This window comes from Pseudomonas sp. NPDC090203 (assembly GCF_044746765.1).
Lineage (GTDB): Bacteria > Pseudomonadota > Gammaproteobacteria > Pseudomonadales > Pseudomonadaceae > Aquipseudomonas > Aquipseudomonas putida_AD.
Genome location: NZ_JBIVCV010000012.1, coordinates 74,372 through 89,699, shown reverse-complemented (window position 1 = coordinate 89,699; position 15,328 = coordinate 74,372). Strand labels below are relative to the sequence as shown.

Sequence of the window (15,328 nt, the reverse complement as noted above, 5' to 3'; positions counted from 1 at the left end):
CGGCGCGCCGGCCTTCTTAACCTTGAGTCCGGCGCCAATGGATGCCGGCTCTTGTAGGAGCGCGCTTGCCCGCGACTGGGTTGTGCCATTCAACCCATCTGTTAATGACACACCGCCATCGCGGGCAAGCGCGCTCCTACAGGGCTATGTTTGCAAGATGCCATCCAGGAGCTCACCCATGAGCGGATCACGCAGCACTGCAAAGTCTGAAGTCGTTCTGCTGGCTACCCACAAGAAACTGGCGACCCACGAAACCGTGGTGCAGCAGGCATTGGCGAGGCGCATTGCCAAGCTGCTGGGGGCCGAATTCGTCGGTGCCTACGATCCCGCCCTGCATCAGGGACATTCGCTGTACTACATCCCGTCCGACACGCTGATCGGCAAACACTCTGGCGATGCGCTGAATATTCGTACCGTCGATGACTTCTTCGGCGGCTTGATCGATTTCCCCTTCATGGCTACCAAGGCCATCTCCCACCCGCTGCTCAAGGACGCCACCGCACGGCCCGATGGCTGGTCCGAACGCTTCTTCGAGGACGCCGCAGACGCAGTGCTCACAGGCTTCAGCGTCTTCAATGAAGCCGACGCCCAGCGCGCAGGCCGCCTGTTGCTCAAGGCAGGCCCGGTGCGGGTCAAGCCGGTGCTGGCGACCGCCGGGCGCGGGCAAGTGGTGGTCACCTCCGAGGCCGAGCTGCAACAGGCCATCGACGCCCAGGACATGAGCGAAGTCGAAGAATGGGGGTTGGTGCTGGAGGAGGATCTGAAGGACGTCATCACCTACAGCGTCGGCCAGGTGCAGGTCGCGGGAATGACCGTCAGTTACCACGGCACCCAGAGCCTGACCGAGGACAACAACGGCGAGCAGGTCTACGGTGGCTCGCAGTTGTGGCTGGTGCGCGGTGGCTACGACGAACTGCTCAAGCTCGATCTGGAAGACGACGTGCGCCGCTCGGTCACTCAGGCCATGACCTACGAAAACGCCGCACTCGATTGCTTCCCCGATTTCCTCGCCTCGCGCCGCAACTACGACATCGCCCACGGCACCAACGCCCGAGGCCAGGTGTGTTCCGGGGTGCTTGAGCAATCCTGGCGAATCGGCGGTGCCAGCCCGGCAGAAGTCGAGGCGCTGGTGGCGTTCGCCGCCGATCCGCAGTTGCAACGAATCAAAGCCTCAAGCCATGAAATCTACGGGCCGACTACCCTGCCCGCCCACGCCCATGTTCTCTACGAAGGCGACGATCCCGACGTCGGCCTTATCAGTAAATTCACACAGGTCCAGCCTTATGACCGTTCGCAGTGAAACCATCGACATCAGCGTCAGCGATCAATACATCAGCGGCACCATCCTCACCCCCGGCGCGAAGATGCCGGGCATCCTCTTCGTCCACGGTTGGGGAGGCAGCCAGCAACGCGACCTGTCGCGAGCCAAGAACATCACCGGCCTTGGCTGCGTGTGCCTGACCTTCGATCTGCGTGGCCACGAGCGCACCCATGAGATGCGCACGCTGGTGTCACGCGAGCACAGCATGGAAGACCTGCTGGCCGCGTATGACCGGCTGGCCAGCCATCCGGCTGTGGATAACAACGCCATTGCGGTGATCGGCAGCAGCTACGGTGGCTATCTGGCGACCATCCTCAGCGCCATGCGCCCGGTGCGCTGGCTGGCCCTGCGGGTGCCTGCGCTGTACTGGGACGCCGACTGGGACATGCCCAAGCAGGCGCTGGACCGGGACAAGCTGGCGCACTATCGCCGCTCTGCCGTGACCGCCGCCGACAACCGTGCGCTGGCCGCCTGCAAGGACTTCAAGGGCGATGTGCTGCTGGTGGAATCCGAGCAGGACGACTACGTGCCCCACGCCACCCTGATGAGCTATCGCACCGCCTTCGACCTGGCGCACTCGCTGACCTACCGCCTGCTGGACGGCGCCGACCACGGCCTGAGCAGCGACACCAGCCAGCACGCCTACACCACCTTGCTGACCGACTGGATCAGCGAAATGGTCATCGGCTCGCGGCTGGTGGACTACCCCCATCACTCGGCGGAGTATTCCTGAACCGGCGGTTCTTCGAGCAGCGGCAGCGCAAAAAAGAAAGAGGCGCCGTGCCCGGTGTTCTGCGCCCAGATCCGGCCTTCGTGAAACTCGATGATGGACCGGCAGATCGACAGGCCCATGCCCAGGCCACTGGCCTTGGTGGTAAAGAACGGAAGGAACAGCGACGGCAAGACCTCAGGATCGATGCCCGGCCCGTGGTCGGCGATTTCCAGGATGATCTCGCCGCCCGCCAGCCAACTCTTGATGTGCAACTGGCGCTGGTGCCGATCAAGCCCGTTCATGGCCTGGCAGGCATTGATCAGCAGGTTGATGATGACCTGCTGCAACTGGATGCTGTCGGCCATTACCGCAGGGTTGCCGGGGCACAGGCTCAGGGTCGGGACGATGTGATGGTGGCTGATCTCGTACTGCACCACCCCGAGGGTGTCCCTGACGATGTCGTTCAGGTGTTCGACGCGGCGCACGGGGTCGCTCTTGCGTGACAGATCGCGAACCCGGCTCAACACCTCGCTGGCCCGCCAGGCGCTTTCCTTGATTCGTTGCAGGGCCGCGAGCGCTTCGGGAATGTCCGGCTCGGGGCGGTCCAGCCAGCGCCGGCAGCCGTCTGCGCCACTGTTGATGACCGTCAGCGGCTGCTTGACCTCGTGGGCAATGGAGGCCGTCAGCTCGCCCAGGGTAGTCACCCGGCAGATGTGGGTCAGTTGCGACTGGGTGCGATAGAGCACCTCTTCGGCCAGCACCCGCTCGGTGATATCCGACAGCGCTCCCTGATACTCGAAGCGGTCGTCCTGGGCGAAGACCGGAATGGCGATCAGGTGAATGTGCTTGATACGCCCGTCCGGCATGACCAGACGATGACGCGCCTCGATCTGCGGCTCATGGCGAGCGGCGCGCTCGAAAACATCCAAAACCAGCGCATGTTCTTCGGCCGGTGTGCGGGCCAGGATCATCGCGCGGGTTACCGGCATGTCCAGCGGGTATTCGAAGATCCGTGCGGTTTCCGGCGACCAGCTCATGTGCTCGGAATCGGCACTCAACCCCAGACTGCCGGTCTGGCTCAGGCGCTGGGCGCCGGTCAGGTAGATCTCGTTCTGGCGCAGGGTGTCGGCTGCCTGCTTGCCGCGCATGGCCAGGAAGGCAATCGCCGACAACGCCGTCAGGCAGCGTACGAAACTGGTGACCGAGTCCCAGTCCTGGTAACCCTCGTCGATGAAAAACATCGCCACCACCATCCCCATGCACAGCAGCGAGACGCCGATCACCACACGAATGGAAAAGACATTGGCCGCCATCAGCAACAACGTGAGGTAAATCACCGTGGCCGCGATGTCGCGATGATGGGCTGCGGTGTTGATGATCACGATGCCGACCGCCACCACCAGGCCGATGCCCCAGACCAGCCACTGTTCGTAACGCCGCTTGCTGAGGTCGATCAACGGCTGACGCGAGGAGGTGCCGCCACTGGACGCCGACGGACTGAAACAGGCGGCCGAATCGAATTCATTCTTGCTGGTGGACCCCGGGATGCTCATGCGCCTGCGCCATCCTTTATCAAACTGGGCAATAGAGGACGTGAGTCTATACGCCGACGGGCTTCAAACGATAAGCCAACTAACCCTGAATTTGCGCCACTTGAAGGCGCTCATTGCCTGAAAAAAAAGCCTGCTCCGGCAGGCCGGAACAGGCACAGGATGAATCGGTGTGGTCAGGCGACGGGGATCGACGGATCGGCTGCGGCCAGCGCGACTGCACGATCAGCAATCGGCGGGTAGATCCACACCGAGTTGATGTTGTGCTTGAGCTCCTTGGCCTCCTCGCGAATCAGTTTGACCTGGCGGTCCCAGCCCTCGGTGTACACCGCGCCCCACTCGCCCAGGTCCAGGCAGGTCACGTATTTGGGCTGGCTGTAAGGCCGTGGCGAAATGCCCAGCAGGTCTGCAACCACGTTGTTGCCGGCGTGGCGGCCCAGAGGGATCGCGTGCTGGCAGGACATGGCGGCAAAGTTGCCCAGATCGTCGCACGCGGCGTAAGCCACATCGCCTGCCGCATAGACAGCGTCCTGGCCGACCACTTTGAGGTTTTCATCGACGAACAGACGGCCCTGACGATCCGTCTCACCCGGAATCTGCCGGGTCAGAGGACTGGCCAGGAAGCCTACGGTCCAGATTACGGTGTTCGATTCGATGTGCTCGCCATCGGCCAGTGTCACGCCGTTGGCATCGACCTTGGCGACGGTCGCACCCAGGCGCCATTCGATGTCCATGTGCTTGCTGGCTTCTGCGATGGAGGGGCTGATGCCCTCACCGAACGCCGCGCCGATCGTCACACCGCGGTCCACCACGATCACCCGGACCCGGGCGTCGGCGCCCAGCGCTTCACGCAAGCGTGCCGGCATCTCGGTCGCGGTTTCGATCCCGGTGAAACCGCCGCCGCAGACCACCACCGTGTTACGGGCGGTGGAGTCAGGCAGGCTGGCGAGGCTCTTGACGTGTTGCTCGAGGCGAGCCGCTGCCTCGATGGTATCGACGTCGAAGGCAAACTCCCGGACGCCTTCCAGTTCCGGACGGTTCAGGTGGCTGCCGGTGGCCAGGACGAGCCGGTCATAGGTCAGCGAAGTGTGCGCCCCTTGCGCCGTGACGTAATGCACGCGCTTGCCTTGCACGTCGATTTTCTCGGCGGCGCCCTGTACGAAGTCGATGTCGGTGGCGGCGAACAACTCCAGCAGGGAAGCTTTCATTTCATGCACGTTCGACTCGTAGAAACGCGGACGAATGCGCAGTTCGGGCTGGGGCGCCAGCACGGTGATCTTGATGTCGGTGCGCTGTTGCAGATCCAGTTGGCGGGCAGCCCCCAGGGCGCTCCAGACACCCGCAAAACCCGCGCCGAGGACCAGAATATGTTGGCTCATGTTGTTCTCCAGTGGGCAGTGATATCTCGCATCGGCGAGGAGTCGTTACACACTTTAATCCCGAGCCCATACCCTGTCGTCGCTGCAAAAGTTGGCAAAAATAACGTTAAAGCCCTAACCATTCATACTTGGGTATATATCCATCCAGACAGCTTTTTCTCTGGCACGTTTCTATCCGCACGGGCTGTTTGCCTTGGGGTTTCGGGCATTTGCTTATTAGGTTTTGTTCTTGCACACCTAGGTATGAAAGGCATGTCCGTCAGGGGTGATAGTTATTGAAAGTGGCGGCTCGCAGACTGTTTGCACTCTCCTGATCGAGAGCCCGCATCACCTCCTCCAACAACAGGAACGCCGCCATGAATCAGCCCCTCGAACTCGCCCCGCAAGGATTCATCGAAGAACTGGTGCCTTCACGCTACGCACTGAAAGTCGGTGACATCGACGTGCTGGTGGTCAGCGACGGCGTACTGCCGCTGCCCACCGAAACCATGTCCACCAACGCCAGCCCGGAGGCACGCGCCGTCTGGTTCAAGGACATGTTCCTGGGGCCGGACATGTTCGACTGGGCGCTGAACGTGCTGGTGGTGCGCTCGGGCGAGCAGACCATTCTGGTCGATGCCGGTTTGGGCGGGCAGTTTCCGGGCTTCCCTCGGGCCGGGCAGTTTCCCAAGCGCCTGACAGCCGCCGGGATCGACCTGGCGTCAGTGACCGACATCGTGATCACGCACATGCACATGGACCACATCGGCGGCCTGTTGGTGGAGGGCGTGAAGAACCGCCTGAGCCCCGATGTGCGGATTCACGTGACGGCCACCGAGGTGAAGTTCTGGGAGGATCCGGACTTCACCATGACCGCCATGCCGTCGCCAGTGCCGGACGTACTGCGCGCCACGGCCAACCAGTTCATCGCCGCTTATCGCAGCAACGTGCGCACCTTCCACGACGAATATGAAGTGGCCCCTGGCGTGGTCGCCAAACTCACCGGCGGCCATACCCCAGGGCACTGCGTGGTCTACGTGACATCCGGCAACGAAAAGCTGACCTTCGCAGGCGATGCGCTGTTTCCGGTGGCGTTCGACCACCCCGACTGGCAAAACGGCTTCGAGCACGATCCGCAAGAAGCGGAGAATGTACGCGTGCGCCTGCTCAGGGAAGCGGCGGCCAGCGGCGAGCTGTTCATCGCCACGCACTTGCCCTTCCCGTCAGTGGGCCGGGTTGCGGTGGATGGCGACAACTTCCGCTGGGTCGCCGGGTTCTGGGATTTCTGAACCGCTTACGCTGCCCGCTTTCCCTCGGGACGGCGGGTAGACGCTCAGCGAGCGAAGCGGCTGCGGTAGTCCCGGGGGGATGTCGCCAGGTTGCGATGAAAGGTGACGCGCATGCGTTCCTCGTCGCCGAAGCCGCATTCCTGAGCGACCTGATCGATATGCCGGTCTGAGTCTTCGAGCATACGCCGCGCCGCTTCCAGACGGAAGAACTCCAGCGCCTTGGCCGGACTGCGACCGGTCTTGAGCTTGTACACGCGGCTGAAATTGCGCACGCTCATGTTGGCGTGACGGGCCAGTTGCTCGACGTCTAGTTCGGCACGGTGCAGGTTGCGCGTCAGCCAGAGGTGGAAGTCGGAGAAGACGTCGCCATCCTGCATCTGCGCCTGAAGCATGGTGCTGAACTGCGACTGCCCGCCTGGGCGTTTCATGAACACTACCAGTTCCCGCGCGACCTCCATGGCCACATCCCGCCCGCAATCAGCCTCCACCAGCGCCAGTGCCAGGTCTATCCCGGCGGTGACACCGGCCGACGTCCAGACCGTGCCCTGCTGAATGAAAATCGCGTCCTGATCGACATCGACCGTGGGAAAGCGCGTCTTGAGCATGTCGCACATGGCCCAGTGGGTTGCCACCCGTTTCGCGTCGAGCAGACCGGCCTGCGCCAGCAGAAAGGCGCCGCTGCACACGGATGCCGTGCGCCTGGCGTGAGGCGCGATGGTGCGCAGCCACTCGATGGTGTCGGGGTTGTTGTCCAGCGCGAGCAGGATTTCAGGTGCGCCGGGGACGATGACCGTGTCGATGACGCTGCCTGCAAGGGAGGACAGGGGTTCGGAGTTGACTTCCACCCCTTCGGCGGTGAGGGTCAGGCCACCGGTGATGCTGGCGGTGGGCCGCAGGTAACCGGCCAGTCCGCGATTGTTCATGGCCTTGGTGGCGGCCCAGAACACGGTTTGCGCGCCGGTCAGGTCCAGCAGCCCCATCTGCGGATAGGCCAGGAACAGCACCGTGCGGGGCTGATTGAACGACGCAAGCGCAGAAGTGGCCATGGCCGCAGTCCTCGAAAAGAACGATTATGCCACCTGTGGGGAGCGGCTCTACTGCGGTTCATCGCCTCTGGGGCGATGTCGTCCTTGAAATCGCTCCCGCCGGCAAGCCGTGCTGCTACGGGGGCGGTGTCGGCCGCGATATGGGGAGCACCTCAGGACCGTAGCAGCACGGCTTGCCGGCGGGGACGTCTTCAGGATCGCTGACGCCGGCGAGCCGGACTGCTACGGGGGGGGGCGGTGGCGTCAGGTGCCGGATAAATCCATGTCACTGGCCGACGCATCGATCCGGCTGTCGAAGCCTGGGGTGAGGATGATCTTGCGGCAGTCCTGCTCGCGCTTGTCGAAGATCGCGTAGCCCTCGGCGGCCTCTTCCAGCGACAGACGGTGGGTGATGATCGCCTCGGGTGACAGCGCGCCCTCCTCAATCAGCCGCAGCAACTGTGGAAGGTAACGGTGCACGTGGGTCTGGCCCATCTTGAAGGTCAGGCCCTTGTCGAATGCATCGCCAAACATGAAGCCATGAATGAACCCCGAATACACCCCCGGCACACTGACCGTGCCACCGCGCCGCACTGCAGCAATGCACTGGCGCAGTGCCTTGCCGCTGCTGCCTTCAAGCTTGAGGGTGGCGAGGATGGTTTCAGTGGTGCTGCCCTTGGCTTCAAAGCCTACCGCGTCGATCACCGCGTCAACGCCACGCATGCCGGCGGTCTGGCGAATGATGGTGGCGGCGGGGTCGTCGTCCTCGTCGAAATTGATCGGGATCGCGCCGTAGGTGAACTGCGCGTAGGCCAGGCGATAGACGTGATGATCGACAATGAAGATCTTCTCGGCGCCCAGCATCTTCGCGCAGGCCGCGCTGAGCAGGCCGACCGGCCCTGCGCCGTAGATTGCCAGGCTCGATCCCGGCCCCACACCGGCATTGAGCACCGCCTGCCAGGCGGTGGGCAGGATGTCGGACAGAAACAGCACTTTCTCGTCGGCCAACGTTCCGGGCACCTTGAACGGCCCGACGTTGCCCTTGGGCACTCGCACATACTCGGCCTGCCCGCCTGGCACACCGCCGTACAGATGGCTGTAGCCGAACAAGGCGGCACCGGGCGCGATGGACTTCTTGTTGAGAATCGCCCCCCGCCCGGTGTTAGTGGTTTCACAGGCAGCGAATGCCTCCATCTGACAGAAGAAGCAGCTCCCGCAGGCAATCACGAAGGGAATCACCACCCGGTCACCAGGCTGTACGGCGGTGACCTCCGGGCCGACTTCCTCGACGATGCCCATGAATTCGTGGCCGAAGATATCACCCTGCTCGGTGGCCGGAATCTTGCCACGATACAGGTGCAGGTCCGAGCCGCAGATGGCGGTGGCCGTCACCTTCAGCAACACGTCGTCAGGCGCCTGGATCATCGGGTCGGCGACCGTTTCCACACGAACGTCGTGGGCACCGTGATAGGTCAGTGCACGCATGAACTTCTCCTTGTAGGGCAGGCCTGATCGCTTGGGGTGGACATGCAATAAGGATAGGTGCGTGGCTAATGAAGTTCAGGGCGATGGCGTGCAACTGACCAGCGGAACGCCCGCAATCTGTAGGAGCGCGCTTGCCCGCGACAGGGTTGTGTCATTCAACTCATCAGTTACTGACACACCGCCATCGCGGGCAAGCGCGCTCCTACAGTGGATCGTGTAGATTGCAGAAACAACCTGAAACGTATCTGGCAGTCCCGGAGTCATCATGAGTGCTTCCCCCTTGCGTATCTGTATTGCCGGCGCGGGTGCCATCGGCTGCACGCTGGCGGCGCGTATTGCGCTGAGCGGGCATGCCGTCAATGTTTTCGCCCGCGGTCGCACCCTCGCCGCCCTGCAACGCAACGGCATTCACCTGCAGGACCTGCAAGGCCGCCACCACGTCCAGGTCAATGCCAGCGACAGCACCGAAGCCCTCGGCGAGCAGGACATCGTGTTCCTCTGCACCAAGGCACCATCGCTGAGCGGCCTGCTGCCGAACATCGCTGCGCTGATCGGCCCCGAGACGCTGGTGGTGCCTGTGATCAACGGCGTGCCGTGGTGGTATTTCCATGGCGAAGGTGGCCCGTTCGAGGGCAATCGGGTGGAAACGGTCGATCCGGACAGCCGCATCACCGACACCCTCGACCTGCACAAGGTCATCGGTTGCGTGGTGTTCATCACCGCCCAGAGCTCGGCGCCTGCGGTGGTCAAGACCCACAACCCGTATCGCATCATCTTCGGCGAGTTGAACAACGAGTTGACGCCGCGTCTGCAAAGACTGGTCAAGCTGATCGAAAGCGCCGGCATCGAAGCCCAGGGCACCGACCGCATTCGCGATCAACTGTGGACCAAGATCATCGCCAACCTCACCTCCAATCCTGTTTCGGTGGTGACCGGCGCGACGCTGGAGCAGATCTACGGGCTGCCGGACATGCGCGAACTGGCGCTGGCGACCTTCAACGAGGCGATGCAGGTGGCCGCAGCCTACGACGCGAAACTGAGCATGGAGCCGACGACCTTCATGCAATTCGGCGCGAGCATGGGCCCGGTGCGCACGTCGATGCTGCAGGATTTCGACAAGGGTTTGCCGCTGGAACTGGCGGCGATTGGCGATGCGGTGCTGGAATTGGCGGCGAAGGTGAATATCCCGATGCCGATCACCCGAGTGGTGCTGACGCTGGCAAGGTTTTGCGGGGAGCACGCGCACCACAAGGAGCATGGGCGGCATTGAGATGGGAGGGTGACGCGTAACTGACGACAACCGAAGCCCTGTAGGAGCGCGCTTGCCCGCGATGCCGTCGTGTCAGCCGATACATCTGTGGCAGACAGATCGCAATCGCGGGCAAGCGCGCTCCTACATGACGTAACCCGGCTTAGGTAATCGGCGCCGGGTTGAACAGGGTGATGTCGTTGTGCAGACGATAATGCTCGGTCCAGGTCTTCTTCTTGCCGCTGGCGACATCGAGATAGAAATGGAACAGCTCCCAACCCAACTCCTCGATGCTGGCGCGCCCGGTCGCGATGCGGCCTGCGTCAACGTCGATCAGGTCCGGCCAACGCTGAGCCAGCTCAGTGCGGGTCGACACCTTCACCACCGGTGACATCGCCAGGCCATACGGCGTGCCGCGCCCGGTGGTGAACACGTGCAGGTTCATGCCAGCCGCCAGTTGCAGCGTGCCGCAGACGAAATCACTGGCCGGCGTTGCGCAAAAGATCAGCCCCTTGCGGTTGACCCGCTCGCCAGGACCAAGCACGCCGTTGATCGCGCTGTTGCCGGATTTGACGATCGATCCCAGGGACTTCTCGACAATGTTCGACAGCCCGCCCTTCTTGTTGCCTGGCGTGGTGTTGGCGCTGCGATCCGCCTCGCCCTTGGCAAGGTAGCGGTCGTACCAGTCCATCTCGCGCACCAGTTCTTCGGCCACTTCCGTGGTTTCGGCGCGGGAGGTGAGCAGGTAGATGGCGTCACGCACTTCGGTCACTTCCGAGAACATCACGGTCGCGCCTGCGCGCAGCAACAGGTCCGAGGCGTAGCCCAGCGCCGGGTTGGCGGTGATGCCGGAAAACGCATCGCTGCCGCCGCACTGCATGCCCAGGATCAGCTCGGACGCCGGCACGGTTTCGCGACGGCGCTGATCGAGCTTCTTCAACCGCACTTCGGCCAGCTCCATGATCTGCTCGATCATTTCGTTGAAGCCGTGTTTCGAATCCTGCAGGCGATACATCCACTCATCGCTCAGATCGACCGAGGGATCGTTCTGATGCATCACCTGCTCGGCCTGCAATTTCTCGCAGCCCAGACCGATCACCAGCGCTTCGCCACCCAGGTTCGGATTGCGCGCCAGATTGCGCACGGTGCGGATCGGGATGTACGCATCCTTGGCGGTGATCGCCACGCCACAGCCATAGGTGTGGGTGATGGCCACCACGTCATCGACGTTCGGGTACTTGGGCAGCACTTCCTCGCGGATGCGCTTGACCGCAAAGTCCAGCACGCCGGTGACGCACTGCACGGTGGTGGTGATGCCGAGGATGTTGCGCGTGCCGACCGTCCCGTCGGCGTTGCGGTAGCCTTCGAAGGTGAAGCCTTCCAGCGGCTCGCCCCGACCAGGTACTTCGGTGGACAGCGGCAGGCTGTCCAGCGGCGGCGCGCTCGGCATGCGCAGTTGATCTTCCTTGACCCAACTGCCGCGCGGGATCGGCTTGAGGGCATAACCGATGGTCTGCCCGTAGCGAATCACTTCGCCACCCTCGGGGATGTCCACGGTGTTGACCTTGTGACTCTGCGGCACGTTGTCGATGGTCACCAGGCCATTGTCGAATTCAGTCCCCGCCGGTACGCCCTGGTCATTGACCACGACGACAACGTTATCGCGCTCATGCAGGCGGATGTAACGTGGCGAGTCGGCATGTTGGATCAAGTTCATCACGATCTTCCTCGATTTTTCTTGGACTCAGCTCTTGGCCTGGGAAATTTCGCCGACGTCGCTGGCCCGCAAATCACCCTGCGTTGGGGTGTCTTTCAATTCCACGCGTTTGATCTCGCCCACGATGAACACGTAGCTGATCACCGCCACCAGCGCGTTGGCGCCGACAAACACCAGCGCCCATTTGAACGAGCCGGTGGAGCTGATGATGTAGCCGATGACGATCGGGGTGGTGATCGACGCGATGTTACCGAACATGTTGAACAGACCGCCGCTCAGACCGGCGATTTGTTTCGGAGAGGCGTCGGACATCACCGCCCAGCCCAGTGCGCCCACGCCCTTGCCGAAGAAGGCCAGTGCCATGAAGCCCACCACGACCCATTCGATATCGACGTAGTTGCAGGTCACGATGGAGGTCGACAGCAGCAGACCGCCGATGATCGGCGCCTTGCGGGCGAAGGTCAGGGATTTGCCGCGACGCAGCAGCCAGTCGGAGATGATCCCGCCCAGCACGCCGCCGACGAAGCCGCAGATCGCGGGCAACGAGGCGATGAAACCGGCCTTGAGGATGGTCATGCCGCGTTCCTGCACCAGGTACACGGGGAACCAGGTCAGGAAGAAGTAGGTGATGCCGTTGATGCAGTACTGCGCCAGGTAGATACCCAGCATCATGCGGTTGGTCAGCAACTGCTTGACGTAGTCCCATTTCGGGCCGCCGCTCTTGCCTTTGCCCTTGTCGTTGTCCATATCGACCATGCCGCCGTTGTTGGCGATGTGATCGAGTTCTGCCTTGTTGATCATCGGATGGTTGCGCGGGCTGTGGATGACTTTCAGCCAGATCAGCGAAAACACGATGCCGATACCGCCCATCACCACGAACACGTGCTGCCAGCCGAAGGTGAAGACGATCCAGCCCATGATCGGGGCGAAAAGAACGGTTGCGAAGTATTGCGCCGAGTTGAAGATCGCCGAGGCGGTGCCGCGCTCGGAGGTCGGGAACCAGGCCGCAACGATGCGCGCGTTGCCAGGGAAGGATGGCGCTTCGGCCAGGCCCACCAGGAAGCGCAGCATGAACAGCGCGACGATGGCGGTGGAAAGGCCGAATTCACCGACATAGCCTTGCAGCACGGTGAACAGCGACCAGGTGAAAATGCTCAGTGCGTAGATCTTCTTCGAACCGAAGCGATCCAGCAGCCAGCCGCCGGGGATCTGACCGGCCACGTAGGCCCAGCCAAAGGCAGAGAAGATGTATCCGAGGGTGACGGCGTCGATGCCAAGGCTCTTTTGCAGGCTGGAACCGGCAATGGCGATGGTGGCACGGTCGGCATAGTTGATCGTGGTCACCAGAAACAGCATGAGCAGGATCAAATAGCGGACGTGAGTCGGCTTGGTTTTTTGCATGTTCGAAACTCCCACTAATTATTTTTTTGCGCGGGTAAACAACGATCTTATGTGTGTGTGTCGCTCGCCTCTGCCCCTAAATCCAGATGCGATTGAAGCGTTCTTTCAAAGTGCGGCCACGGTGACGCCTGGGGTAGAACTCACGCGAACGGCAGCCTTGCCGACGCGAAACGCTGCACGGCGCAGCGTTTTGGTGAACAGTGCCCTGACGGCAAAAAACCGCTGATCGCTCAGCGGTTTCCCGGCAGTTGGCTGTTACTGCTTGCCTTGCTTGTCCATCAGTGCAGCGAGCATTTCGAACTCTTCTGCAGTCAGGTCGGTCAGCGGAGCGCGAACCGGACCTGCGTCGTAGCCGGCGATTTTCGCGCCTGCCTTGACGATGCTGACGGCGTAGCCGGCTTTGCGGTTACGGATGTCCAGGTACGGCAGGAAGAAGTCGTCGATCAGCTTGCCGACAGTGGCGTGATCGTCTTTGGCGATCGCGTGGTAGAAGTCCATCGCCAGTTTCGGCACGAAGTTGAACACCGCCGAGGAGTAGACCGGTACACCCAGCGCCTTGTAGGCAGCGGCGTAGACTTCAGCGGTCGGCAGGCCGCCCAGGTAGGAGAAACGGTCGCCCAGACGACGGCGGATCGAAACCATCAGTTCGATATCGCCCAGGCCGTCTTTGTAGCCGATCAGGTTAGGGCAGCGCTCAGCCAGTTTTTCCAGCAGCGGCGCGGTCAGGCGGCAAACGTTACGGTTGTAGACGACAACGCCGATCTTGACCGATTTGCAGACTGCTTCAACGTGGGCGGCAACGCCGTCCTGGCTGGCTTCGGTCAGGTAGTGAGGCAGCAGCAGCAGGCCTTTGGCACCCAGACGCTCTGCTTCTTGAGCCTGCTGGATCGCCTGACGGGTCGGACCGCCTACGCCGGCCAGGATTGGCACAGTCTTTTCGCAGGTGTCGACGGCAGTCTTGATGATTTGGGAGTATTCGTCGCCGGTCAGGGAGAAGAACTCACCTGTACCGCCAGCGGCGAACAGCGCGGAGGCGCCATAAGGGGCCAGCCACTCCAGACGCTTGATGTAACCCGCGCGATGGAAGTCGCCCTGGGCATTGAAATCGGTGACCGGGAAAGACAGCAGACCGTGGGAGAGGATGGACTTCAGTTCTTGTGGATTCATTATTCGAACACCCTGGGAAGCTAATTGTGTGAATGGATCACCAGACCTGCGCTGATGTCGTAAGTCATCGTACAACTAGGAATGACATCTCTCAATAGGGGGGACGAATTATTTCTAGGGGAAGGAGATGAGCGGCGTTCTGGCTCGGCCTGTAGGAGCGCGCTTGGTCTGGGCCGCACTCGGACGATTACGTAGTGTCAGCAACAGATACGTGGCTGACACTACGCGGTCGCGGGCAAGCGCGCTCCTACAATTGTCACCACGCGGACGGAGTGATAAATGGCCAGGTCATACGACCTCAGGCGCGCTGCGACTCCGCCTCTTCATGGGCGTGGCGCAGGCGTTCGCGGCTGTTGGTCAGGTGCAGGCGCATGGCAGCGCGGGCGGCGTCGGAGTCCTGGCGGGCGATGGCCTCGTAGATCTCCTCGTGCTCGCGGCTCAGGCGGCTCATGTAGTGCTGTTGGTCGTCATGGGCCAGGCGCGCGGAATTCAGGCGGGTACGCGGAATGATGCTGGTGCCCAGGTGATTCATGATGTCGGTGAAGTAGCGGTTGCCCGTGGACAGCGCTATGGCCATGTGGAACTGGAAGTCGGCACCTACCGCATCGCTGGCATGGGCCGCGCTTTCATTGAGGGCGTCGAGTGCGGCACGCATGTCGGCCAGTTGCTCGGGGCTGCGACGCTGGGCAGCCAGGCCCGCCGACTCGACTTCCAGGCTGATGCGCAATTCGAGGATCGCCATCACGTCACGCAGGGTGACGATGGTCGCCGGATCAACGCGAAAACCGCTGGGGCTCGGCGTGTCGAGCACGAAGGTACCGATGCCGTGGCGGGTTTCCACCAACCCCGAAGCCTGCAGACGGGAAATGGCTTCGCGTACCACGGTGCGGCTGACCCCCTGCTCTTCCATGATCGCGGATTCGGTGGGCAATTTGTCGCCACGCTTCAGGGCGCCGGTGCGAATACGCTCCGAGAGTTCAGTGACCAACTCCTGGGCGAGGCTGCGGTGCTTTCTACGTGCGCGAGGCGGAGCACTCTGATTTTCCATATCCAA

The 15,328-nt window shown here is 62.3% G+C and carries 12 protein-coding genes; 4 read left to right on the top strand and 8 right to left on the bottom strand.

What is annotated here, in order from left to right; translation table 11 throughout:
• The first annotated feature begins 178 nt into the window (after positions 1-178).
• Positions 179-1,300 (top strand): DUF3182 family protein, encoded by a 1,122-nt coding sequence (locus ACIPO9_RS20500; RefSeq protein WP_400783131.1) that lies wholly within the window; start codon positions 179-181, stop codon positions 1,298-1,300.
• A complete protein-coding gene (locus ACIPO9_RS20495) occupies positions 1,284-2,054 on the top strand; it encodes a S9 family peptidase (RefSeq protein ID WP_274136464.1) in 771 nt (256 codons plus the stop codon). Before ACIPO9_RS20500 ends, ACIPO9_RS20495 begins: the two co-directional genes overlap by 17 nt.
• Here ACIPO9_RS20495 and ACIPO9_RS20490 read toward each other — a convergent pair.
• Both ACIPO9_RS20490 and ACIPO9_RS20485 read right to left on the bottom strand, forming a co-directional pair.
• Entirely contained in the window at positions 2,033-3,586 is a 1,554-nt protein-coding gene (locus tag ACIPO9_RS20490) for a sensor histidine kinase (protein ID WP_400783128.1), read from the bottom strand. The genes ACIPO9_RS20495 and ACIPO9_RS20490 overlap by 22 nt on opposite strands.
• Positions 3,587-3,759: 173 nt before the next feature.
• The gene (locus ACIPO9_RS20485) at positions 3,760-4,962 is read right to left on the bottom strand and encodes an NAD(P)/FAD-dependent oxidoreductase (protein ID WP_400783125.1); all 1,203 of its coding nucleotides are present in this window, start codon (positions 4,960-4,962) and stop codon (positions 3,760-3,762) included.
• 356 nt (positions 4,963-5,318) lie between these two features.
• On the opposite strand from ACIPO9_RS20485, the gene ACIPO9_RS20480 reads away from it, so the two are divergent.
• Positions 5,319-6,230, top strand: coding sequence for an MBL fold metallo-hydrolase (locus tag ACIPO9_RS20480; protein WP_400783123.1), 912 nt, complete (start codon positions 5,319-5,321; stop codon positions 6,228-6,230).
• Positions 6,231-6,274: 44 nt separating this feature from the next.
• Here ACIPO9_RS20480 and ACIPO9_RS20475 read toward each other — a convergent pair whose 3' ends face one another.
• Complete coding sequence (locus ACIPO9_RS20475) at positions 6,275-7,276, bottom strand: GlxA family transcriptional regulator (protein WP_400783121.1); 1,002 nt, start codon at positions 7,274-7,276, stop codon at positions 6,275-6,277.
• Positions 7,277-7,519: 243 nt separating this feature from the next.
• Positions 7,520-8,740, bottom strand: coding sequence for a zinc-dependent alcohol dehydrogenase (locus ACIPO9_RS20470; RefSeq protein ID WP_400783118.1), 1,221 nt, complete (start codon positions 8,738-8,740; stop codon positions 7,520-7,522).
• Positions 8,741-9,005: 265 nt separating this feature from the next.
• On the opposite strand from ACIPO9_RS20470, the gene ACIPO9_RS20465 reads away from it, so the two are divergent.
• Complete coding sequence (locus ACIPO9_RS20465; protein WP_400783115.1) at positions 9,006-10,010, top strand: ketopantoate reductase family protein; 1,005 nt, start codon at positions 9,006-9,008, stop codon at positions 10,008-10,010.
• A 142-nt stretch (positions 10,011-10,152) separates the two neighbouring features.
• On the opposite strand, the gene garD is transcribed toward ACIPO9_RS20465, so the two are convergent.
• The 4 genes from garD to ACIPO9_RS20445 form a co-directional block, all read right to left on the bottom strand.
• Positions 10,153-11,706 (bottom strand): galactarate dehydratase, encoded by a 1,554-nt coding sequence (garD, locus tag ACIPO9_RS20460; RefSeq protein ID WP_400783112.1) that lies wholly within the window; start codon positions 11,704-11,706, stop codon positions 10,153-10,155.
• A 27-nt stretch (positions 11,707-11,733) separates the two neighbouring features.
• Positions 11,734-13,107 (bottom strand): MFS transporter, encoded by a 1,374-nt coding sequence (locus ACIPO9_RS20455; RefSeq protein WP_274135349.1) that lies wholly within the window; start codon positions 13,105-13,107, stop codon positions 11,734-11,736.
• Between the two features lie 255 nt (positions 13,108-13,362).
• Positions 13,363-14,274, bottom strand: a complete 912-nt coding sequence (gene kdgD / locus ACIPO9_RS20450; RefSeq protein WP_274135348.1) for a 5-dehydro-4-deoxyglucarate dehydratase — start codon at positions 14,272-14,274, stop codon at positions 13,363-13,365.
• Between the two features lie 298 nt (positions 14,275-14,572).
• Positions 14,573-15,322, bottom strand: a complete 750-nt coding sequence (locus ACIPO9_RS20445; RefSeq protein ID WP_274135347.1) for a FadR/GntR family transcriptional regulator — start codon at positions 15,320-15,322, stop codon at positions 14,573-14,575.
• Between the last annotated feature and the right edge of the window lie 6 nt (positions 15,323-15,328).

Excerpts from the sequence above, each read along its gene's own strand:
- ACIPO9_RS20490 (WP_400783128.1), bottom strand. The coding sequence starts at position 3,586 with ATGAGCATCCCGGGGTCCACCAGCAAGAATGAATTCGATTCGGCCGCC.
- garD (WP_400783112.1), bottom strand. The coding sequence starts at position 11,706 with ATGAACTTGATCCAACATGCCGACTCGCCACGTTACATCCGCCTGCAT.
- ACIPO9_RS20500 (WP_400783131.1), top strand. The coding sequence starts at position 179 with ATGAGCGGATCACGCAGCACTGCAAAGTCTGAAGTCGTTCTGCTGGCT.
- ACIPO9_RS20495 (WP_274136464.1), top strand. The coding sequence starts at position 1,284 with ATGACCGTTCGCAGTGAAACCATCGACATCAGCGTCAGCGATCAATAC.
- ACIPO9_RS20465 (WP_400783115.1), top strand. The coding sequence starts at position 9,006 with ATGAGTGCTTCCCCCTTGCGTATCTGTATTGCCGGCGCGGGTGCCATC.
- ACIPO9_RS20445 (WP_274135347.1), bottom strand. The coding sequence starts at position 15,322 with ATGGAAAATCAGAGTGCTCCGCCTCGCGCACGTAGAAAGCACCGCAGC.
- ACIPO9_RS20470 (WP_400783118.1), bottom strand. The coding sequence starts at position 8,740 with ATGCGTGCACTGACCTATCACGGTGCCCACGACGTTCGTGTGGAAACG.
- ACIPO9_RS20485 (WP_400783125.1), bottom strand. The coding sequence starts at position 4,962 with ATGAGCCAACATATTCTGGTCCTCGGCGCGGGTTTTGCGGGTGTCTGG.
- ACIPO9_RS20455 (WP_274135349.1), bottom strand. The coding sequence starts at position 13,107 with ATGCAAAAAACCAAGCCGACTCACGTCCGCTATTTGATCCTGCTCATG.
- ACIPO9_RS20475 (WP_400783121.1), bottom strand. The coding sequence starts at position 7,276 with ATGGCCACTTCTGCGCTTGCGTCGTTCAATCAGCCCCGCACGGTGCTG.
- kdgD (WP_274135348.1), bottom strand. The coding sequence starts at position 14,274 with ATGAATCCACAAGAACTGAAGTCCATCCTCTCCCACGGTCTGCTGTCT.
- ACIPO9_RS20480 (WP_400783123.1), top strand. The coding sequence starts at position 5,319 with ATGAATCAGCCCCTCGAACTCGCCCCGCAAGGATTCATCGAAGAACTG.